Here is a 21,834-nt window from a genome sequence, read left to right on the forward strand (position 1 = left end):
CAAAGATCGCGTATTCGAGAGGGAGAACCTAGGTGGAGCCCAGGGTACCGAAGAGAACCAACCTTGAGTGTCGGCTCGATTTCCAGGTTACCGCCAAGCGCCGTTTGTCAATCATGGTGTAAGCAATCACCACTAAGATGCCTGCCAGGCTAGCCTTCGGAATGTAGTTGGCTACATCGGCTAGAATCAAAATCGTCAGCGCCGTCCAGATCGCTGAAAAAATCGCCGCCATTCGGGTGCGCCCTCCTGACTTAAAACATACGGCCGTTCTGGTAAAAGAACCGGATCCGGCAAAGCTGGAGAAAAAGGACCCAACCATATTACCAGCGCCCTGCCCGACGAACTCACGATTAAAATCCAAGCGCTGTCCGGACTGCCCTGCCACGGCACGGGCGATGGATGCAGCCTCGATCAAACCCAAGACCGCCAAGGCAGCAGCCCCAAGCCCCAATTCTCGAGTCAGTTCGAAAGGTGGCGGCTTCAATAGCTCAGGAACATGGAAGATCCCGGAGAAGGACGCTTTGATCGGTTCGATATCCTTCACGATCTCTACTTTCCCGTCACCCAAACCAGGGAGATGCCAGCCCATAAGATACGAAATGGCTCCCGTCAGGACCACCGCAATAAAAGCCCCCGGCAGCCGTTCATTGATCTTAGGAATAAGAATCACCAGAGCAATGGTCAGAATGCCTACAATCAAAGGAAAAGGTTTCGTCTGCGGTAGGTGTGAAATGGTTTGAATCACCACTTCGTAAAATCGTTCCGGTCGCTCCTCAAAGGTGACACCAATCAGATTCTTAACCTGATTGAAGGCAATAAGGATACCCGCACCTGCGGTAAATCCAATGACGACCGAGTGAGAGACATAGCGAATGACTCCTCCCATCCTCAGTAAACCAAAGGTCAGCTGAATCGCCCCGACCAGAAAGGTGAGAGCAATACGATTTCAATAGCTCCATACCCATACTTGGCCGGCAAATGTGCCGTAAGACTGAGTATGACCATACAAAGCGCATTCGTGGGTCCCGTAACGAGATGGTTGGAACTTCCGAAAACAGCAGCAATCACACAGGTGATCATCGCCGTATAGAGTCCATACACCGGCGGCAGCTCGGCGATCACCGCATAGGCCATCGCTTGCGGCACCCCCATTACAGCCACTGTCAATACAGCCAGCACATCCGCTTTCATATCGACCTTCAAATACGAGCCAACCAAAGTCGGCCATTGTTTGAAGTTCAAAGCGGGAAGTTTCATGCCGGATAATTAGAGAACGCCTTCAAAGTATTCACTTTCTCAAGACAGGCAAGCATTGCTTAAATCGGATCAACTATCTGTGAACTCGAATCTCAAAGTACCATTCAATAAAAACGAGATTCCCAAGAGCCATTGACTTAGGACCGCTCGTCGATCGGTCCCTACCCTTTTTCTTTTCAGAGGCAGGGCGCTATCGCCGTTTCGAGCAAAGCGACACCAACAAGCGCCGATTTCAGTCTCACAAGGCATCACAGCAAGCCATGCTTTTCCAATAGCGCTCTTACTTCATCCACCGGAAAGCCCATAATGTTCGAGAAGGAACCCTTCCACCCTTCGATTATCATCTCCTTGCCTTCCTGAATGCCATAGGCACCTGCTTTGTCCAAAGGATTCACCACCTTAAAATACTCAGTGATCACCTCATCATCAAACGGCTTGAAGCTCACTTCGCTGGTCACAGTGAAAAGCTCTTCCAGGTTAAGGTCTTTTTTCATCAGGCACACCGCGGTGTAAACCGTATGGGTATTTCCGCTCATGCGCCGAAGCATGCCCCGGGCATCCTCAAGATCGACTGGCTTATTCAGGATCTCATTTCCGAGTGCAACCGTGGTGTCGGATCCCAGCACCCATTCTGACGAATGCTGAGCCGCGACCCAATCCGTCTTCAATCGCGCATTCGTTTCTACCAGCTCTTTCGGTTGGGGAAGATCATTCATCTCTTCCACATCGGCTGAGACTATTTGAAAGCTGGCACCGATCGATTCGAGCAGGTGTTTGCGACGCGGAGATCCAGAAGCAAGGATAAGCATAGTGGCAGATAAGAAGAAAATTAGCGGGAAGGTAAACCCGATATCTGAACAATTTTCCTTTCCTCCCCTTAAAGTATCCTTCTAATGCAAACCATGCGGATAGGAATCGCACAGATTAACACCACCGTTGGTGACATTCCCGGCAATACAGATCGGATACTTGAAGCCTACCAACAGCTCTGTCAGGATGGAGCTGAGTTGGTGGTGTTTCCCGAATTGGTAATTACTGGGTATCCACCCCGTGATCTGCTCTTTAAGCGTCGATTTGTGCCGGGTAATGAAGCCGCTCTGCTGGAAATTGCCCGCCATACGGAAAACATCCCGATCCTCCTTGGGTTTGTGGAAACCAATTCAGCCAAGAGCGGAAGGAATTTCTTCAATGCGGCTGCCTGGTGCCGCGGTGGTCAGGTTTATAAGGTTTTTCGAAAAACCCTGCTACCATCCTATGATGTATTCGACGAGGATCGTTATTTCGAACCTTCAAATGCCCCCGAGTGTATTGAGTACAAGGGCTGCAAAATCGGAGTCACCATTTGCGAGGATATCTGGACTCATCCCATCGTTGAAACCCGACACCGCTATGGGAAAGACCCGCTGAAAACTCTGGCGGAAGAAAAGGTGGACTTGATCGTTAATCTCTCCGCGAGTCCTTGGCACAATGAAAAGAACGAAATCCGTTCCACTCTGATCACCGATGCGGCCAGCCAGTGTAAATGCCCCATCATTTATTGCAATATGGTCGGCGGTAACGACGAGCTCATCTTTGATGGGCGCAGCTTGGTCGCGAATGAACAGGGGGACGTCATTTGCGCCATGGAGGCATTCAAGGAAGATTTCAAGGTGGTCGATCTCGAGGATTCGCACTACCAGATTTCTGGGACTTACATTCAATCCGAGATGAGCGACATTCACGATGCGCTGGTACTCGGATTACGGGATTACGCTCAAAAGACCCACTTTAAGAAAGCCTTGATTGGACTCAGTGGCGGTATTGATTCTGCAGTCACTGCTGTCATCGCAAAAGAAGCCCTGGGCGCTGAGAATGTCATCGGCATCAGCCTGCCCTCAGAAATTTCCAGTCAACATAGTAAAGACGACGCAGAAGATTTGGCTAAGAATCTCGGCATCGAGTTTCACTACCTGCCAATCGGTGAGGTGGTTGCAGCTTCCGAAGATACATTGCAGACGCTTTTTGCAGGAGCAGAAAAAGATGTTACTGAAGAGAATATCCAGGCCCGTGCCCGTGGACTCCTTCTCATGGCATTGTCCAATAAGTATGGAGCACTGCTTCTAACTACCGGTAACAAAAGTGAATTGGCAGTGGGCTACTGCACGCTTTACGGAGATATGTGTGGAGGTCTGGCGATCATTTCGGATCTTCCCAAAACCAAGGTGTTTGAGCTGGCTCGCTTCATGAACCGGAAAGGCGAAGTCGTTCCAGACTCCACGATTACCAAACCTCCTTCCGCAGAATTGCGCCTCGACCAAAAGGACGAAGATAGCCTCCCTCCTTACGATGTCCTGGATGCCATACTCAAAGCCTACGTCGAGGAAGGTTTGTCCCGCGACGACATCGCCGCAAAAGGATTCGATCCGGAAGTAGTCAATGACATGGTCCGCAAAGTCGATCTCAACGAATACAAACGGAAACAAGCCGCCCCAGGATTAAAAGTCACACCGCTTGCCTTCGGTGTCGGCCGCCGCATCCCTATCGTACAGCGCTACGTGCATTGAGATTTCCAAATGTTATATTTAATAATATTCAAAGCTGTAGGAGGGGGTTTATCCCCCGATTGCATTGAGGCCTTACGCAATATCGCGGTATAAAACCGCTCCTACAATCCCCAATTACCTATGAATCAATCAAACGACCTTTTCGAACGCGCCCAGAAAATTATTCCAGGCGGAGTAAATTCCCCGGTAAGGGCTTTCCGCTCAGTTGGAGGAACCCCTTTCTTTACCAAACGAGCTGAAGGAGCTGCACTGTATACGGCCGACGACCAGGCTCTGGTTGATTTTGTCTGCACGTGGGGACCGTCCATTCACGGGCACAATGATCCCACCATAAAGCAAGCCATCTCCAAGGCGTTGGATTCCGGTACCAGTTTCGGAACTCCCAATCCTTACGAAGTCGATATGGCGGAACGGATTGTGGCCATGGTGCCATCCGTCGAAAAAGTGCGCATGGTCAATAGCGGAACCGAAGCAACCATGTCAGCGATCCGCCTCGCACGCGGATACACCCAGCGAAATAAGATCATCAAATTTGCCGGCTGTTACCATGGGCACGTCGATTCGCTTTTGGTTCAAGCAGGATCCGGAGCCCTCACCCTGGGCAATCCAGACAGCGCAGGCATTCCACCCAGCTTCGCTGCCGAAACCATCGTTCTTCCCTACAACGATCTCGAAGCATTGAACCAAGCTTTTAAGGAATACGGTGAAGAACTGGCTGCCGTCATCGTTGAACCGTATCCCGCCAATGTGGGCCTGATCTTCCCTCAGGATGGCTATCTGGAAGGAATGCGAAATCTTTGCACGCAGCATGGAACCGTACTCATCTTCGATGAAGTCATGACCGGCTTCCGTGTCGCAGCCGGTGGGGTTCAGGAAAAAACCGGAATTAAACCTGATCTCACAGCGCTTGGTAAAATCATCGGCGGTGGGCTTCCCGTAGGCGCCTTTGGCGGTAAAGCGGAGATTATGAATTTTATTGCCCCTCTCGGACCCGTATATCAGGCCGGCACACTCAGTGGTAATCCACTCGCCATGGCCGCTGGAATCGCAGCCCTCGATAAGCTGACCAGCGAAAACCCCTACCCTCAATTACAAGCTTTCGGTGAACAAATACGCGACGTGCTCCTGGGAGCAGCCAAGGAGAAAGGGCTCCCCTTGCAGGTCCCACAAACCGGCAGTATGTTCTGCATGTATTTTTCCGATACACCAGTGACCAACTACGACGAAGCGGTGGCGAATGACACAGCTCACTTCAAAACTATATTCCATAAGGCCCTGGAAAAGGGTGTCTACCTTCCCCCATCCCCCTTTGAGACCTGCTTCATTTGCTCAGCCCATGAAGGAAAAGCTATTAATCTGGCTTGCGATGTGCTGAGTGAGGCTATTAAAAGTCTCTAAACTGCCAATTGGATCCCAACACTGAACAACTCCTCCTGTTTGATTTACCAAACCCTCTGACGAAGATCATGGGGCGCGATTTCTTTTTGTCTCTACCCGAAAGGCCCGGAGTTTACCAATTTCTCGGGTATGAGGATAAGATCCTCTACATCGGTAAATCCAAGAACCTCAAGCAGCGACTCAACTCCTATCGCAGCATCAAGGCAGAAAAGGCCGACAAGCGACACTTACGCCTGGTCAACGCCACGCGAACCATCATTTTTAAAACCTGTAAATCTGAAAAGGCTGCCCTTCGATTGGAGAACCGCCTGATCCGTAAGCACAATCCTCGCTATAATCGAGCCCAGGTGTATCCCTACAAAAATCCCTACGTCATTTGTCGCTATGAGGGAGATCGCTTCGCCATCCGAAGACAATCGGGCGAAACGGTTCCCGAAATCAGCAGCGACGAAATGCTCTTCGGATCCTTTCCGGCTGGTCTCACCCCACGAGCGCTACGTGCCTGGCAACGCCTGCTACTGATCCTGCAATCACGCTCCAGAAGCGGATTCACTCTACCGGAGAACGTCATGGAAAACCAGTATTACAAGCAGCTGACCCTTTCATTCGGGCGCGGTCGCTTCAACTATTGGGTGCAAAAAAAATTTCTTTCCTACCTCGAAGGAAAACACCGGCTGGCACTATGGGCACTCTCCTTACCTCTGCTTCTTAACCTGATTCGCATGGATCGGTCCTTACGACGCCTTTGCTTGCAGGACTGGAAATATGCCTTTCGATTTTTTGCCGCTGGCCCACGACGCAACCGCAAGCTCAACAAGCTCTACGGTCAACCTCTCCGAAAGCCCATCAGCCAGGCCAATATCTCCGACTGGCAACTCGAACAGCGCCTGTCTTCGATCGGGTAAACTTCCTCCTCTTACTCTTACTCGTCCTCTTACTTTCCGCTTCGCAGGAGTCCTACTTTTGAAATTTCAGTTACTGGGACATTTAGAAATCAGTCTGAATGCTTCCACTACTTATCGCTTATAGTAAAAAACTCTATTTCGGGGACGACGAGGAGTAGGAGGAAGAGGACGATTTATCAGTCTGAAACCTGAACACTGACACCTCCTCTTGTTCCGGTTCACTACGTGCCCGGTCTTTTCGTCGCTGTGCTCCTCTTCCTCTGATACCGTATTCAAAGCGGCGCTCTCGGCGATAGCGCCCTACCAAAATTTGCAGAAATAGGTAGGGCTCGATCGCCGAGCGAGCCGAGACAACGACTACCCCGAAAAGACAAAGGATCAAAATTTAAGTAAGCCGACGAGTAGGAGGACGATCCCCCACACTGACACCTACCCTACCTCCTCTCCCGATAATTCGCCCAATACCTCACCGCAAAAATCATCAGCCCGATCGGGCCCAGCAACCATACCAGTACCAGAGAGAATTTCCCAGCTGTCCCTTCACCCTCCTTCGTTCGGTTCAACATCATTCCGCAAAAAAGATCGAGGATCATCCGGTGCGCCCACAGCGAAAGAAACAAAAACGGCTGGCTCCAAAACTCCCGCACCCCTTTCATCGATGGATCCGGCACTTCCGGTGCACTCGTGATCGTGAATAGGAGATACACGGTATAGATATGCAAACACCCCAATAAGGGCGGTATCAGCCACGGATGACAAAGCGCCTTGGCCCAACCATGCCGACCGAAGAAAAGCATCAGAATCCAAAAGGGGGCCGTTGATCCGGTGATAATCCAAAACAACAGATTCAATCGGGCTTCCCCAAACATCTCTACGATCCAGACAGGCATATTAATTCTCTATTCGTCTTCTTCCTCTTACTCGTCCTCCTACTTTCTTCAGAAGCTTCAAGAACGCCAGCCCCTTCACTTCACGAATTTCTGACAGCTTAATCAGCCTCACCTGAAAAAAAGTTCACTACGCACACTTGACACTGAACATATTAACAGTGATTATTTTATCACTATGGATGACTTAACTTTACGCCAGCAGGAAATCCTGGGATTCCTTCAAATATTCTCCCAGGAAAAGGGCTTTTGGCCCAGCATTCGCGAGATCCGCGATCACTTTGGTTTTAACAGCACCAACGCCGTTGTCGGCCACCTCCGTGCCCTCGAAAATAAAGGCTACATCACCCGGATCGCCGGGCAGGCCCGTACCTATCGCATCACTTACGAAAACTCAGAAGAACCACCTGCCGAATCCCTCGAAGTGATCGACATGCCCGTCTACGGCAATATCGCCGCTGGCTATCCCGACGGGATCGAACAAGGCGACGCCATTGACCGCATCCAGGTTGATATCAATACCGCTGGCATCCGTCGATCTCGACGCTCCTTCGCACTCAAAGTACGAGGCGAGAGCATGATCGATGCAGGCATCTACGACGGCGACATGGTCATCATCGAACCCGCCCTACCCAACGACGGTGATATCGTGGCCGCCCTCATCGACGGCGCCACCACCCTCAAACGCTTTATCAAGCCAAGCAACCAACCACCTTACCTCAAAGCGGAAAACGCCAACTACCCAGATCTACATCCCGTATCCGAACTCGTGATACAAGGCATTGCCCGCTCGATTGTGCGGAAGCTGTAAAAGGTTTCGGCAAAAAGTAGCACAGGCATCTTGCCTGTGTTTGGATCGAAAAGGTTCAACTAACCGTTCAGGTGAACTCCACTGCCAATGTATTTCAACTCACACGCCAAAGTTGAAATAACAAAGCGCCAACTACCTCATTGGAGTCAACAAGGTGTTACCTACTTCGTCACATTCAGATTAACGGACTCTGTCCCACAAGCAAAACTCCAACTTTGGAAATTGAAGAGAGATGAGTTTCTCGAAGCTCATCCCCAACCGCTGACCGAACAAGATAAGCAGAAATTCCATCAACAATTTACGCAGAAGATGGAAGATTACCTGGATGCAGGAATGGGATCTTGTATCTTTACATAAAAAACCACCTCGCGGCTATTAGCTCAGACGATAAGTCACTTTGATGGAAGCCGCTATAAACTGGGAGATTGGGTGATTATGCCTAATAATGTTCACCTCACCATAGTTCCGAAACCAGGCTTTGAACTCAAAAAGATACTACAAAGCTGGAAGTCCTATTCGGCGAAAGAAATAAACAAGAGCTTAGGTCGGCAGGGCAAGTTGTGGCAGGATGAATCGTTTGATCAAATCGTGAGAAGTGAAGAGCATGGTTACCGAATCAAGGAGTATATTGAAAGAAATCCGGAAAGAGCGAGAATCACGGTTCATCACGCGTCTTGGATGTAATTGAACCTCTAGAAGAAAACACAGGCACTTCCGAGGAACGAATGTGACGACATGACCGGATTTCGAAGGAATACCGGACCATGCCCGCACTACTCTACCGCCACGGTCTTGATCAACTGAGAGTCCACTTTGGAACCGGCGACTGCCGTAAGTAGTAACTGAGTACCAACCGGAATGTCGGGCAAGCCTGCGACGGGTAGTCTTCCGTTCTTCAGACTACGCGTTCCCAAGATGGGTCGACCATCAGCGTGGCGAATATGCACGTCAGCATGAGACAGTGTTTTTACTGAAGGAAGTGAAGACTGGGGGAAACGACCCGTCGAAGAAGCAACCCTTGAAAACGGACCACCACCCCTTACAGCATCGCCGGGAGCATCAATGATGTTGCGAATGTTAACCGTCATCACTGGATCGGCTGGACGTGGGTCAAAGATCGTCTCCAGAAAATTCCAAGTCTGGGGATCATCAGCTGCAGGAAGTTCCAAATCTGGATTAATGGCCTTGCCGCAATAAAGAGCATGCAAAGTTACTTCGCGACCATCGTAGTCGACCATCTCCCGACCAAATCCGTTTTTGAATGCACGACCGCCGTAGTTCCGACCAATCGGCCCACAGGAAGCTTCGATAATGCGGTGTGCTTTATTTTCCACAACGCTACCCAAATGAATATCGCCATAGACACTGAGCATACCGGGACGGGCTCCCATAACTTCGACAATGCGATCTATACCAGCTGTCACCCAACCAGAGTAATCAGCCGCAATACGGTCTTCCTGGCCGAATTTATCTAGCAGCTCGGGATCCATGATGCCTCCTTTGAATATGGGAAACATGCAGTTCACTCCACTCACCATGATCAAAGGTGAAGTGTCCGTACGAACCAGTTCCTGGAACCAGCCAAACTGTTCTTCTCCCAGTAAAGTCCTAGTTACATCACGCCGATCGTAGAGCGATTTCTTGTGCCCCCACCCTTGTTTGGTCCAAACATTCGTATCCTGAGACGAACGCCAGAGCCTTGACTCAAGAACAACGAGGGAAAAATCACCATTAGGCATTTTCCACTGTCGCCAATCCTTCGGGTTCTCCGTACCGATCCAATGCTCCGTTCCCTGAATCAAGTGATGATTAATAGAAAAATTTCGCTGCATATAGAGCGGGTCCTGCCCCAGGTCATCGTGTTTACGAACCATGATTTGCTCAGGGCCCTTCACATCATCCATACCATAGTCGTGGTCTCCAGGATTGATCACATTCCAATGCCGCATCATCTGCCAGCGACTGGTGGGATTTGCGATCGAAAGGGTGATCACTTTATACGCATCATCCGTACTTGGTGGAGCCTGAATAAGTTCAAGATACCACACATCATCTTCCCAATTAAGGACCTGCAATCCGAAGTCTTCAAAATGCTCGTAGGCTCCTTCGATTGGCTGACCATGAATCCAATTTCTTTGATAGGTCCCATTCTCAGGCAGAGTCGATCCGTTGTGATGCAGGGCATGACAGCTTAAAGTCGCCAACTTATAGGGAGCCGTAAGCTGAGGCAATCGCCCGACATAGTCTTGCCTGCCAAAATAGCCATCTTCCCTGGGAGCCTTCCGAGGGTCCTGAGTAACATCAACTCCATCCTTCCAGATCGTATAATAAAGCTCCTTTTCTGCTGGATTGGACGGCAAGATCACATCCACCACGGAGGTAAACCGTCGCCATTCATTATCCACAATCGCTGCTTCGCCCGCGACCGGTACTTGTTCCCAACCTCCACGAGGATTCTCCGTATCGGCGATTCGAATACTCACCTTCTTTCCATCACTACGGAAGAGTGCGATAAACTTTGCGGTCCAGTCTTCACCCACTTTCTTTAAACTGTCCCCTAGCGGATAGGCCACATGAAGGTCGTTCACCAACAATGGAGAAGCAGCATTTTCACCTGGATCTATTTCGACCTTGTTTACTTCAAAGTCCAGAGCTCCATAGGCCGCAAGTCCGAGATAGCCATCCGTATACATGGCACGATTCACTCCCTCCTTGGTAATTTCATAAGATCGTCCATCATGCTCTAAGGTGGCGGTGAGGTCAGAGGTTTCACGATCGTCTCCGTGAACCTTAACAGTAAGAAGCAGCTCATCGCCTTCATTGAAAATGGGCGTGCCTACTTCTTGAGTTCCTTCCAAGGGACGTTCCTTTTGTCCGTGCTCAGTTAATTTGTATGCACCGTCCTTTTCCCAGATCGCCATCCAGGAAGAAGCGCCCTTGGGAGCTCCTCGATACTCACGCGACTCAAACAATGATTCTCCTCCAAAAGCCAGTCCAAAGTAGCCCCCCTTTTCACCACGTCCTTCTGGGTTGATTTCACGAAGGGTAATGGCGGCTCGAATGGAATAATTCCCGGTCAGACTCCAATCTCTTCGCCAGATCATCCCCATAGGCAAATCCGGCAACCCACTCTCCATTCGATTCTCGATCTCCTTACCACCATGAGACCAATGCCAGGGATAGTTGGTGATGGGGTTTCTATTTCCAAGGTTCTTCAAACGGCGCCGCAATGACTGATCTTCCAATTTCCAATAGCCAGGGCTCAGCGTCTCCCAACCATGCCCATGATAACGTGAATCTTCACGATCGAAGTCATCAACGGTCTGCCAATCGGCATGGGCATGCACGAAACATACAAGAGAAATTATGACAGTCAGAAAGCGGAAGTGGCTCATAGTAAATCCAAGTTAGGGTACACTTTTTGTAGAGATAAAAAGCCAACCATAAGCGTTCTTCAGAGCTCGACCATACTTTTCCTAGATACCTGGCTTAAAATACTTGAAAGGCGCTGGTTCATGGGTTACACTATTTATGTGTCTAATCTTATACCTCGTAACTCTCTTAGCCGTCGTAAATTTGTGGAAGTCAGTGGGAAAGCCGCTGCTGCTGCAGCTCTCACATCCGTTGCCTTTCCCAGCCTGTCCTTAGGAGTCGATCCGGGAAGCAACCCAGTCAAAGTTGGCCACATCGGCCTCGGTGTTCGCGGTGGTCGCCTTCTTCAATATACTTCCTCCATTCCAGCAGCAAAAGTAGTAGCCGTCTGCGATGTTTATAAACCTCATCTACAAAAAGGGTTTAATGGAGCCAACAACGAGAATGTGAAGACTTATCACGACTATAGAGACCTTCTGGATGATCCCACAATTGAAGCCGTGGTCATAGCCTGCCCCGATCACTGGCACGAAAAGATGCTGATCGATGCCATGAAAGCAGGCAAGGATGTCTATTGCGAGAAGGGTTGGACTACTTCTGTTTCTGCAGCAAAGCGCATGCGCGCCGCGGTCAAGAAATACGACCGAGTCATGCAGCTCGGTCACCAGGGTCGTCAACACGCGGCTGCCGACGTAGCCAAGAAAATGATCGATGATGGAGCACTCGGTGACGTGACACTCATCAAAATCGGCCGCTACTTTAACGGTACGTCCGATCGACCACCCTGGCGCTGGTATGGAGCTTATTCCAACTACAATAAGCCCGATCCAAAAGACGTCATCAGAGACCTCGATTGGAAACGCTGGCTGGGCTCCTCCAAACGGATCGATTTTAATGAACGGCATTTCTGGCATTGGCGCTGTTACTGGGAGTATGGCACCGGTCAAGCAGGCGACCTCCTTTCACACGAAACGGATTTTATCCAATCCATTACCAATCATGGTATACCCAGCAGCTGCAACTGCTCAGGATTAAACGCATTCTGGAAGGATGATCGTGAAGTTCCAGACACCTGGATGAGCACATATCAATGGGAGGATAAAAACTGTACCATGCAATTTGAAGGTATCCAAAATTCCAAACGTCTTCAGCCTCCAGAATTTGTCGGTCGGGACGCACGCATGATTTTTAATGATATCGGGCAGGCTGCATCCCGATTCGAGGTTTACGCCGATGGACGAGCCTATGTCCCCTCTCAATACCCACAACCCGAACCAACCTTTAAGTTTGCCGCTGGACGAGAGCATAGGAAACCCAGCCATATGGAAAATTTTCTAACTTGTGTACGATCGCGCGAAAAGACTTGGTGCAATGAGGACGAAGCTTTCATAGAAGCGGTCACACTTCTTATGTCGGTTGAATCCTATAAAAAGAAGCGGCAAGTTCGTTGGGACAAACGTCGGGAGAGGATTGTTTAAAAATACTCCTCATTCCTCAAATAACTGAAAAATAAATGGATAACTTTTTCTTTTTTATTCATGTGCCCAAAGCGGCCGGTATCACGTTCAGCGCAATTATGAAGCGCAACTTCCGACGTCAGCATAAAGACTTTCCAGGGCACTTATACGAGGACTCCATTTCAGCAGAAACTATTCCTTCGCTTTAAAGCAAGGAAGCGGATTACGAGCCGCATCGAGTCACCGGTTTACTGCTGATCTGCCCTACGACTTAGAGAACCTAAACATCGTCGGAATCTCCTTTCTTCGAAATCCGGTAGATCGGTTTATTTCTAACTATTATTGCGTAAAAAAATTACCGATCAAAAATAAGATTACCACCAGCCAATCACTCGAGCAATTTGTCGCCTTAATAGAAGCGAACCCAAACACCTATAATGATCAAAATCTTCAAAGCAAAACACTCAAACTCTCCTATGATTCGTTGGCTGAGAAGTTGCAAACGGGACAGCTTCATCTCTTTCCTGTGGATAAGTACGACCATTCGTTGATGGTACTAAAGAAACGGTACCCACTTGATTTCCGTGATGTCTCCTATAAGCGACGAAACGTCAATAAATCGAAGCCAGACACTACCCCAGAAGTTCTAAGAGCCAGAATCGCAAACTTAGAAAACATAGACCTAAAACTTTACGAACTTTCAAAGGAGTATTTGGACACCTCTCTCAAAAACGACTTCCAAGAAGGAGAAATCGAAACCTACCTTAAACCACATCGCAGAAATTGCAAAATCCGGGCCCTATTCCTGGACTTCTGTGTCACCTTCAGTGAAAAAGTCCACTTACGTATTCGATCCATCACACTACCCTGATCCCAGTTATATGCCACCAACCACTCGGTCCATTATAAGATTAGCTTTTGCTCTTCTTACATTCATCTCCCTAATCCAGAAAACCGCCGACGCAGAGAGACCCAACATCATTGTCATCATCTGCGATGACCTCGGTTATGGGGACCTGGCCAGCTACGGTCATCCTTACATCAAGACACCCAACCTCGACAAAATGGCGGCGGACGGAATCCGGTTTACGGACTTCTACTCTACCGCACCGGTGTGCTCGCCTTCGAGAGTAGGACTCATGACTGGTAGAAGCCCCAACCGGGCGGGCGTGTTTGATTGGATTCCAGAAGGCCGTGCAGTTAGGCCAGATGCAAGAGAACAGGTACACATGCGCAATTCGGAAATCACGATTCCGAAGCTGCTAAAGGAAGCAGGCTATGCAACTGCCATGGCAGGCAAGTGGCACTGCAACTCCCTTTTCAATTCACCCGAACAACCACAACCTGGAGATGCCGGCTTCGACCATTGGCTGGCCACACAGAATAATGCAGCGCCCTCACATGCCAACCCGACAAACTTCGTGCGCAACGGGGAACCAGTTGGCCCCATGGAAGGATACAGCTGTCAGTTGGTGGCTGACGAAGGAATTGAGTGGATTAGCAATCATCACAGAACAGATCCCGACCACCCGTTCTTTTTCTATATGGCGTTCCATGAACCCCATGAACCGATTGCATCCCCCGAGGAACTAACAGGCACATATCGAAAGGTGGCAGTATCAGAAAAAGAGGCTACCTACTTTGCAAACGTCGAAAACGTGGACCGCGCCGTGGGCAAATTACTGACTTCACTGAAAGATCTATCGATCGATAAAAACACCTTGGTCATCTTCACATCTGACAATGGTCCTGAGACCTTGAACCGATATCCCAATGCCAGCTATTCTTGGGGTCGACCAGATCCATTACGCGGAATGAAACTCTGGACCACGGAAGCAGGCTTTCGCGTGGCAGGAATCATGCGCTGGCCCGCAAGAATCAAAAGCAACCAAACAGTCGAACATCCTGTGTCGGCTCTCGATTTCCTACCCACCTTCTGCGAATTAGCCGAGGCCGACATACCAGAAGACTTGGAACTCGATGGAGCGAGTTTTCTACCAGCGCTGGATAACCGTCCTATCAAGAGAGATAAGCCGTTAATCTGGGCCTACTACAACGCCATCAATGAGCACCGGGTCGCAATGCGAAGTGATCAATGGAAAGTCTTGGCCAAAATGAATCTTCCCAAGCTCCAGAATGTTCACACTGGAAATATAGACGAAGTGAGAGCGGCCCAGTTGAGCGATATACAAATTTACAATATCGAGGATGACATAGGAGAAGTTTCAAACTTGTCGGACGAGCACCAGCAGCTGAAAGAAGAGCTCACCAACAAACTGACGAAAGCCTACAATGATCTTGTAGCAGGCTCCCACGTCTGGGAACCGGTTCAATTGCCTTAGGCATCCCTATCTTCACTTCCCTCACCCACTGCTGGTGGTTTCCCAATAGGTTTTCTTCCGGGCTTTCACATCGACTTCAACAGTTGATTGTACGCCTTAATGGAGGGCTGCCTAACCACCATCATAAAAAAAAGCGCTCCACAAGGGAGCGCTTTGAAAATCATTTGCACAGTTACAAGGAGCCCATAAATTCGAAGAACTTATTACCTCCTCAGGCCCATCCGCTCAGCACCTCAAATTAGCCGAGCTTCTTGAGTTGGGCTATGACCGTAGAGGTATCCTCAGTGGCTTTCACTTTGTCGTTCTTGTAAACGACTTTGCCATCTTTGCTTATGATGAATGTCCAACGCATGGTGGTGAGCCCACGGGTAAGCACATGGGTAATGCCTTCCAACTGACGCTCGATTGAGCCTCCACCTTTTGTATCTACACCAAAAAGCTCAGCAATACTTCCGTCTGCATCGGAAAGAAGCGGGAAGTTCAAATCATTCGCTTGCTTGAAAAGCTTTAGGTTATTTACGGAGTCTCCGCTCACGCCGACTACAACCGCATCCACATCATTGAGGGCGGAAGATTGATCGCGGTAAGCACAAGCTTGCTTGGTACAGCCACCGGTCATGGCAGCAGGATAAAAATAGACGACAATGTTCTTTTTACCGATGTGTTCAGAAAGCTGCCAAAGATCTCCGGAATCTGCGTTTGCAATAAAGGGATCTACATTGGATCCCACCTCTAAACCAGCTGAAGCGGTCAATCCGCTGATGAGAAAGAGAAGTGACAATAAACTTAGGATACGTTTCATGAGTGATATATCTATATTCTTAACATTAGGGTCAATGGATTTAGATCCACTGATTCTCAGATTATTCCCCCATTGAACTCAGAAATTGCACTGGATATTGACCCAGCTCATTGTTTATCCCCTTAAAAGCCAGTATCATAGCCTCATGTTTTTGAGAATTTTCAGCGTCATGCTTCTCGGATTATCCCCCTTTCTCTCGGGTGAGGAGAAGGAAGATCCAGGGTTGGTTGTATTCCGCGAACGCTGTATGGCCTGCCACATAACAACGGGCATGGGTATTCGCGAAATGAACGCCCCTTCAATCGCGGGACTCCCCAGGTGGTACGTAGCAGATCAATTACGAAAATTCAGGCGAGACCAACGCGGTTTTCACGAAGACGACTTATCTGGTCACCTGATGCAGGTAAACGCGGTGGCCTTAGACGAACGGTCCATTTATTGAAAATCTCGAAGGAAACCAAGCGCGCAATACGGCGGGCATAGAGCTAAGCAGCCAGGCGGAGAAATCCTATCTACAAAACTGCGCCAGTTGCCATGGAGAATCCGCAGAGGGCAATCGATCCCTTCGCATTCCAACTCTGACCAGACAGCAGGATTAGTACTTATTAAAGCAAATGGCCAACTTCTCTGAGGAGAAACGGGTGCACCACGAAGAGAAGCAGGAAGCATTGAACGAGGAGGACTTGAAAGCCATCATTGCATGGATAAGCGAGCTGCCAAGCTCTGAAGAATAGCTCCCCAGATCTCATCCACAGGTAACAGACTTGATAAGTCAGCTTCTTGGCATTTACTGTTAAACCTAATGAGGAAAGTTACACTACGCGATATTGCCCAAAAGTCAGGCGTATCGGTCACTTCGGTATCACTCGCTATGCGAGGCAGCAGACGCGTCAGCCCGGATAAGACGAAAGAGATTCAAGAACTTGCCGAAGAGATGGGCTATGTACGCGACCCCATGATGAGTGCGCTTTGTTCCTACCGTGACTCCACTCGACCACGAAACAAAAACGCTAATATCAATTTCATGCAATTTGGATCCTCCTCTCCTGCAATGGAAGAGGCAGGCAAAGTGGCGAGCGATTTCTGGCGAGGGGCCCTTTATCAGACTCAACAACTAGGCTACAGCTTGAACACCATTTGGGCCGGTGATCCATCGCTCAATCCTGAACGACTGAAAAACATTTTAAATTCACGCGGAGTATCCGGACTCATCGTTTATGAAGCCAACTGCCCGGTCTCAAAATTTGAATCTATACTGAATAACTTTTCTTCCGTCTGGCTGGGTGACGGTCCCAAAGGTGCCAGCTTACACAGTGTGCGCTTGAATAGATTTTCATCGATGAACCTGGTCTGGAATCACTTGAGTCAACTGGGGTATAGAAACGGTGGGTTGATTATGGCGGACCATAGCCTGGATCAAAATTATGGAGAATGGGAAGCTGGCCATAATCACTTCCAACGTAAATTCGTAGGACAACCTAATTTCATCCCTCCCCTCACCTTTGAATCGAAAGATCGCTGCGATAAAGCAGAGCTCAAATGCTGGGTAGATAGGTGGAAGCCTCAGGTGGTCATATCTACCTTTCGTGCTATTTACCCTATGCTTATTGAACTGGGTTATTCCATCCCCCACGATCTGGGTTACGTCTCACTATCAACCAAGGAAGGAAGTGATATTTCGGGCATTGACCAGCAGACCGAATCTATTTCTCAAACAGGCGTGCGCTTATTGGACCAACTTATTTGCAATCGCGAGCTGGGAATCCCCCATCATCAACAGATTATTGAGACCAACGGAGCCTGGACAGAGGGAAACACTTTGACTGCTCAAAGTTAGCACTGTGTTTTTGCGTAATAAAATCACCAAGAGCCTCCCGAAGCATACCCGAATTCCCCTAGTAAACATAGTGAGTTTACTGTTAAACTTACAAGGGTGTTTAAAACAGTGCTCATAACTGTAGAGTTTAGACACTCTCGACCCCATTGTACCCCAATTCATTACCCTTTTTACTCCCAACAAGATACTCTATCATTCCCACTAAGGCCGCAGCATCGGCCTGTTTGTGAACCTAAAACACTATCATATGAAACTAACAAAACGAATCCTAACTGGATGGTTGCCTGCTACCCTAGTGTTGGCCGGATCCAGTCCGCTCGTTGCTCAAAACGAGGAAGACGAGATCTATGATCTGAACCCATTTCAGGTCGATGTCTCTCAAGACGTTGGTTACGCCGCACAGAACACTCTGGCGGGTAGCCGTATGAACACCGCACTCAAAGATACTCCGGCTCCTATCTCTGTATACACGGCAGAGTTTATCAGTGATATCGGGGTCGATATGCTCGAGGAAGTCCTTGAATACTCCGTTAACATGACACCAGAGCTGTCCGATGTGGACGGCGGTTTCGGAGCGAATCAGCTGACGGCTTTCGACGCCCGCTATCGAATTCGTGGTTTGGATGCCGGATCGGCAAGAAACTATTTTGAAACCCGACTCGACCAAGATGTTTACAACGTTGAACGGGTCGACGAATCACGGGGTCCTAACTCCATTCTTTTTGGTCTGGGTCTTCCCGGTGGTGTATTGAACACCTCTACCAAAAAACCACGATACATCGATTTTACCACGCTTGATGTCACGGTTGGCGACGCGGATCGTTTTCGCACATCCATCGACACCAACAAGGTCCTGATCGAAGACAAATTGGCCATTCGGTTTAATGCTCTATACAATGAAGCCGGAGATCCTTCGCGTCCATCCGACCACGTCTATCGTGAAGACAAACGTTATCACCTAGCCCTTCAATGGCGGATCGCGGAATCAACAACCTTCAACATCGAATATGAGCACGGAGATGTTGTTGATTCTCCAACTACGCCATTTGGCCCAGCAGACAGAGCCAGTCTCTGGATTGAGAGCGGAAGGCCTGCGGCTGGCACTGAAGGAGGTTCAGCCATTGGCTTATCTGGTTCCGGAAACAGACTAACCGTAGTTGATAACAACAGCTCCGTTGTGGACTGGAGAGGTCAAGCTCTTACGAACAATCTTTCCTACAATAGGAGTTTTCATTTCACCCCCGACAATGCCAGTATCAGCGACCCAGCAAACGGCGGCACCGTAGAAGTTCCTATTTTCGCAGCCACTTCAGGGCCTTGGCACATGCGCGGCGAACGGGATATCGACATGATGACCGCCAATATCCAACAGCAATTTGGTGAGAATACCTTCCTGGAATTAACCTACGCGAAGTACGATTACTTTCGCCCTAGCTTCCGCCTGGGTGGACCTCCAAATCTTCTCGGGGATCCTAATCCAACCTTGGTCGACGGTTCCACCAATCCCTATTTCGGCGAACTCTACTTTGAAGCTCGCATCGAACAAGACAACCGCGAGTGGGAAGATGAGTGGTTACGTGCCATGCTGTCCCATGAACAGGATTTTGAGAACTTCCTCGGTAAACACCGGCTTGCTGCACTCTGGGAAACCCAAGACGGCAAATTTAACCGGAATTCATTCCTCAATGCATGGACCGGACCAGGCCCCGCCAACAATCCCACTTGGAACGGACCGTTCAACAACAATCCATACAACGGAAACAACCAAGTCATCTACCGCCACTACCTAACGGATATTACCAATTGGAATGACTGGAGAGTTGGCAACGATCCTACACGATCTGGAGTTGGCTATTCACATACGCTTGAGGACGGAAGAACGGTCACCTCTGACTGGGTCCAGAATCGAAGTTTTAGAGATACGCGCGAAATCGATTCCGTCATGATCGCAGGTCAAAGTTACTTCTGGGACGACCGTATCATCGCCACCTGGGGAATTCGTGAAGATGATTTCTTCAATTCTTCACCGAACCACTTCAACAATTCCACGAACGGCCAAAGAACGGAGAACGATTTTGCCAATCCTCGAATTACCAGTCTTTCTGGTGAAAGGACCGAAACCTACGGATTGGTTTTTCATGCCACCGATGTCATTTCATTCTCAGCCAACAAGGCCAACAACGCTGGTTTGTCGGCCTTTGCTGAACGAGATATCATGGGACTACCAGGAGAAGCTGGGCAACCCGTACCGGTTCCTGCAGGAGAATCCGAAGATTATTCTATCATGTTCGATCTCATGGACGGGCGCCTTTTCATCAAAGGTACTGTATACGAAACCTCCGCGCAAAAAGAGGCTTCATTTATCTCGTTTAATGATTTCAGTGCCATCAACGCACCCAAAGAAATCTATGAGAATCTTGCAGCCGGTGATCCGAATGCGGATCCCCCAATCGCTCCGTTTATCTCCGAAGCCGTTAGAGAAGCCCAAATCCCTTCTGCTGCAGTAGGAACTACCTCCAACTCCTCTGAAGGTTGGGAACTATCGGTCACAGCCAACATCACTGACAATTGGAGATTCACGGCTAATGCCTCTCACATTGATTCTGCCATCTCCGACATATTCTCGGAGTTCTACCCCTGGTGGGAAGGTTCGACTGGAAAACCATTCTTCAGTCAGTTTGATCAAAACTTTATTCTACCGGACTCAGGCATATGGGGCAGTGTAGTTCCTAATGGTGATGCTGATGGCCTACTTACTCTCGGTCAGGCCATAGCAGCGACAGAAGCGGAGGCCGATAGTCTACAAGAACGCATTGGTGGTGTCAGCCCTGGTCAACGCCACTACAAATTCAATCTGTTCACGAACTATTCGTTCACTGAAGGTGCATTGGAGAATTTCTCTATTGGTGGTGGTGCCCGTTACCGTAGTGGTGCCACCTGGATTCAAAACTCCCCCCTGGGACAGCAAGAATTTAACGGCATGACCATCTTCGATCTCGTCGGTGGTTATAGTACCGAGCTTTTCGGTATCCCTGTTCAACTTCAGCTCAATGTGAGAAACCTTTTTGATAAGGAAGATTTCTCAATCGTACGTTTGGGCGATACCCTTAACCCCAGTAGCGGATACAATGTATTCAAATATGTCCACACTCCAGGACGCGATATTCGCCTGAGAGCAAGATTTAGATTCTAGTTGTAGTTTGTTCTAATTCGTATGGGAGCGGCGTGCTGAAAAGTGCGCCGCTTTTATTTAGACAACTGCCAGGCAGGTCTTGAAGCTTGAGAAGTTATGCGAAAAAGTGGGGAGCAACCGTGAAGGTCAAAAATACAATACTGATTACCTCCATTCTTTGGGTTTCGACCCTTTCGGCTCAGGACATCACCTTCAACGAACACATCGCTCCCATCATCTTCAATCATTGTACGGCCTGTCATCATCCAGGAGGATCAGCTCCGTTTTCCCTAAATGATTAACTGTCTGTTTCCAAACGATCACAACAGATAGCTAAAGTTACGGAGAGTATGTTCATGCCTCCCTGGAAACCTGACGCTGATTATGGCCCACACCTAGAGGGCGAACGACGATTAAGTAAGCTACAGATCGAACACATCCAACAGTGGCATAAAAACGGAGCCCCAGAAGGACAAACACGCTTATCGATTGAGCCCCCAGAATTCTCTAATGAATGGCAACTGGGCGAGCCCGACTTGGTCATTGCTCCAGAATCGCCTTACATTCTACCAGCGGAAGGAAACGACGTCTTTCGCAACCTCGTTATTCCCATCCCTGTCACCACAACCCGCTATGTGCGAGCAGTTGAATTCAAAGCGAAGAACCTGAAAGTCGTACACCATGCGTCTATGATGATTGATCAAACCATTAGCTCGCTGCAAAAAGACCGAGCCGAGCCAGGAGTTGGATTCGATGGAATGGCCGGTCATGAAGCAGCAAACCCCGATGGACACTTCTTAGGCTGGACTCCCGGCCAACGTCCGTATGAAGCTTTTCCCGGGACTGCATGGCACATGGCCCCTAACTCCTACTTGGTCGTCCAAATACACATGATTCCATCCGGTAAGACGGAAGAAGTACAGCCATTGATCGGGTTTTACTTTTCAGAAGAACCTCCGGAAAACAGGCCTTCGTTCTGCTTTTAAAAAGCCAAACGATTGACATCCCAGCCGGAGAAGCAAGTTACCAGATTGAAGAACGCTTTGAGATC

General features: G+C 49.1%; 18 protein-coding genes. 12 read left to right on the forward strand and 6 right to left on the reverse strand.

Annotated features, from left to right (window positions below; translation table 11 throughout):
- Positions 1-28 precede the first annotated feature (28 nt).
- The 3 genes from GA003_13580 to maf all read right to left on the reverse strand — a co-directional run bounded on the left by GA003_13580 (position 29) and on the right by maf (position 2,066).
- On the reverse strand, positions 29-940 hold the full coding sequence (locus tag GA003_13580; GenBank protein QXD30436.1) for a hypothetical protein: 912 nt from the start codon (positions 938-940) through the stop codon (positions 29-31).
- On the reverse strand, positions 904-1,257 hold the full coding sequence (locus GA003_13585; GenBank protein QXD27053.1) for a hypothetical protein: 354 nt from the start codon (positions 1,255-1,257) through the stop codon (positions 904-906). The genes GA003_13580 and GA003_13585 overlap by 37 nt, the downstream gene beginning before the upstream one ends.
- A 248-nt stretch (positions 1,258-1,505) precedes the next feature.
- Positions 1,506-2,066 carry a septum formation protein Maf gene (gene maf / locus GA003_13590; GenBank protein ID QXD27054.1) on the reverse strand — a complete coding sequence of 187 codons (561 nt, stop codon included), beginning with the start codon at positions 2,064-2,066 and terminating at the stop codon, positions 1,506-1,508.
- A 93-nt stretch (positions 2,067-2,159) separates the two neighbouring features.
- On the opposite strand from maf, the gene GA003_13595 reads away from it, so the two are divergent.
- The 3 genes from GA003_13595 to GA003_13605 all read left to right on the forward strand — a co-directional run bounded on the left by GA003_13595 (position 2,160) and on the right by GA003_13605 (position 6,103).
- On the forward strand, positions 2,160-3,800 hold the full coding sequence (locus GA003_13595; protein QXD27055.1) for an NAD+ synthase: 1,641 nt from the start codon (positions 2,160-2,162) through the stop codon (positions 3,798-3,800).
- Positions 3,801-3,920: 120 nt separating this feature from the next.
- Positions 3,921-5,198, forward strand: coding sequence for a glutamate-1-semialdehyde 2,1-aminomutase (gene hemL, locus GA003_13600; protein QXD27056.1), 1,278 nt, complete (start codon positions 3,921-3,923; stop codon positions 5,196-5,198).
- 8 nt (positions 5,199-5,206) lie between these two features.
- Positions 5,207-6,103 carry a nucleotide excision repair endonuclease gene (locus tag GA003_13605; GenBank protein ID QXD27057.1) on the forward strand — a complete coding sequence of 299 codons (897 nt, stop codon included), beginning with the start codon at positions 5,207-5,209 and terminating at the stop codon, positions 6,101-6,103.
- Positions 6,104-6,537: 434 nt separating this feature from the next.
- On the opposite strand, the gene GA003_13610 is transcribed toward GA003_13605, so the two are convergent.
- The gene (locus tag GA003_13610; protein QXD27058.1) at positions 6,538-6,993 is read right to left on the reverse strand and encodes a DUF4281 domain-containing protein; all 456 of its coding nucleotides are present in this window, start codon (positions 6,991-6,993) and stop codon (positions 6,538-6,540) included.
- A gap of 175 nt (positions 6,994-7,168) precedes the next feature.
- On the opposite strand from GA003_13610, the gene lexA reads away from it, so the two are divergent.
- Both lexA and GA003_13620 read left to right on the forward strand, forming a co-directional pair.
- Positions 7,169-7,801: a transcriptional repressor LexA gene (lexA, locus tag GA003_13615; protein QXD27059.1), complete on the forward strand. Its 633-nt coding sequence runs from the start codon at positions 7,169-7,171 to the stop codon at positions 7,799-7,801.
- A gap of 435 nt (positions 7,802-8,236) precedes the next feature.
- Positions 8,237-8,485, forward strand: a complete 249-nt coding sequence (locus tag GA003_13620; GenBank protein QXD27060.1) for a transposase — start codon at positions 8,237-8,239, stop codon at positions 8,483-8,485.
- Between the two features lie 89 nt (positions 8,486-8,574).
- On the opposite strand, the gene GA003_13625 is transcribed toward GA003_13620, so the two are convergent.
- Complete coding sequence (locus GA003_13625) at positions 8,575-11,196, reverse strand: hypothetical protein (GenBank protein QXD27061.1); 2,622 nt, start codon at positions 11,194-11,196, stop codon at positions 8,575-8,577.
- Positions 11,197-11,334: 138 nt separating this feature from the next.
- Here GA003_13625 and GA003_13630 point away from each other — a divergent pair, with 138 nt between their 5' ends.
- The 3 genes from GA003_13630 to GA003_13640 all read left to right on the forward strand — a co-directional run bounded on the left by GA003_13630 (position 11,335) and on the right by GA003_13640 (position 14,972).
- Positions 11,335-12,651: a Gfo/Idh/MocA family oxidoreductase gene (locus GA003_13630; GenBank protein ID QXD27062.1), complete on the forward strand. Its 1,317-nt coding sequence runs from the start codon at positions 11,335-11,337 to the stop codon at positions 12,649-12,651.
- 145 nt (positions 12,652-12,796) lie between these two features.
- Positions 12,797-13,501, forward strand: a complete 705-nt coding sequence (locus tag GA003_13635) for a sulfotransferase domain-containing protein (protein ID QXD30437.1) — start codon at positions 12,797-12,799, stop codon at positions 13,499-13,501.
- Between the two features lie 10 nt (positions 13,502-13,511).
- Positions 13,512-14,972 carry a sulfatase-like hydrolase/transferase gene (locus GA003_13640; GenBank protein QXD30438.1) on the forward strand — a complete coding sequence of 487 codons (1,461 nt, stop codon included), beginning with the start codon at positions 13,512-13,514 and terminating at the stop codon, positions 14,970-14,972.
- Between the two features lie 238 nt (positions 14,973-15,210).
- On the opposite strand, the gene GA003_13645 is transcribed toward GA003_13640, so the two are convergent.
- Positions 15,211-15,774, reverse strand: a complete 564-nt coding sequence (locus GA003_13645) for a redoxin domain-containing protein (GenBank protein QXD27063.1) — start codon at positions 15,772-15,774, stop codon at positions 15,211-15,213.
- A 145-nt stretch (positions 15,775-15,919) separates the two neighbouring features.
- On the opposite strand from GA003_13645, the gene GA003_13650 reads away from it, so the two are divergent.
- From GA003_13650 to GA003_13665, 4 genes are all read left to right on the forward strand, one after another.
- On the forward strand, positions 15,920-16,216 hold the full coding sequence (locus GA003_13650; GenBank protein ID QXD27064.1) for a c-type cytochrome: 297 nt from the start codon (positions 15,920-15,922) through the stop codon (positions 16,214-16,216).
- A gap of 360 nt (positions 16,217-16,576) precedes the next feature.
- Positions 16,577-17,611: a LacI family DNA-binding transcriptional regulator gene (locus GA003_13655; GenBank protein ID QXD27065.1), complete on the forward strand. Its 1,035-nt coding sequence runs from the start codon at positions 16,577-16,579 to the stop codon at positions 17,609-17,611.
- Between the two features lie 247 nt (positions 17,612-17,858).
- Complete coding sequence (locus GA003_13660; GenBank protein ID QXD27066.1) at positions 17,859-20,804, forward strand: hypothetical protein; 2,946 nt, start codon at positions 17,859-17,861, stop codon at positions 20,802-20,804.
- Between the two features lie 335 nt (positions 20,805-21,139).
- Positions 21,140-21,769 carry a hypothetical protein gene (locus GA003_13665; GenBank protein ID QXD27067.1) on the forward strand — a complete coding sequence of 210 codons (630 nt, stop codon included), beginning with the start codon at positions 21,140-21,142 and terminating at the stop codon, positions 21,767-21,769.
- Positions 21,770-21,834 lie beyond the last annotated feature (65 nt).

Source organism: Opitutia bacterium ISCC 52, assembly GCA_014529675.2.
GTDB lineage: Bacteria > Verrucomicrobiota > Verrucomicrobiia > Opitutales > UBA2995 > UBA2995.

Bases quoted from the DNA above. Each gene is read 5' to 3' on its own strand.
- GA003_13595 (QXD27055.1), top strand. From the start codon at position 2,160: ATGCGGATAGGAATCGCACAGATTAACACCACCGTTGGTGACATTCCC.
- hemL (QXD27056.1), top strand. From the start codon at position 3,921: ATGAATCAATCAAACGACCTTTTCGAACGCGCCCAGAAAATTATTCCA.
- GA003_13610 (QXD27058.1), bottom strand. From the start codon at position 6,993: ATGCCTGTCTGGATCGTAGAGATGTTTGGGGAAGCCCGATTGAATCTG.
- GA003_13665 (QXD27067.1), top strand. From the start codon at position 21,140: ATGCCTCCCTGGAAACCTGACGCTGATTATGGCCCACACCTAGAGGGC.
- GA003_13645 (QXD27063.1), bottom strand. From the start codon at position 15,774: ATGAAACGTATCCTAAGTTTATTGTCACTTCTCTTTCTCATCAGCGGA.
- GA003_13640 (QXD30438.1), top strand. From the start codon at position 13,512: ATGCCACCAACCACTCGGTCCATTATAAGATTAGCTTTTGCTCTTCTT.
- GA003_13585 (QXD27053.1), bottom strand. From the start codon at position 1,257: ATGAAACTTCCCGCTTTGAACTTCAAACAATGGCCGACTTTGGTTGGC.
- GA003_13655 (QXD27065.1), top strand. From the start codon at position 16,577: ATGAGGAAAGTTACACTACGCGATATTGCCCAAAAGTCAGGCGTATCG.
- maf (QXD27054.1), bottom strand. From the start codon at position 2,066: ATGCTTATCCTTGCTTCTGGATCTCCGCGTCGCAAACACCTGCTCGAA.
- GA003_13660 (QXD27066.1), top strand. From the start codon at position 17,859: ATGAAACTAACAAAACGAATCCTAACTGGATGGTTGCCTGCTACCCTA.
- GA003_13620 (QXD27060.1), top strand. From the start codon at position 8,237: ATGCCTAATAATGTTCACCTCACCATAGTTCCGAAACCAGGCTTTGAA.
- lexA (QXD27059.1), top strand. From the start codon at position 7,169: ATGGATGACTTAACTTTACGCCAGCAGGAAATCCTGGGATTCCTTCAA.
- GA003_13650 (QXD27064.1), top strand. From the start codon at position 15,920: ATGTTTTTGAGAATTTTCAGCGTCATGCTTCTCGGATTATCCCCCTTT.
- GA003_13625 (QXD27061.1), bottom strand. From the start codon at position 11,196: ATGAGCCACTTCCGCTTTCTGACTGTCATAATTTCTCTTGTATGTTTC.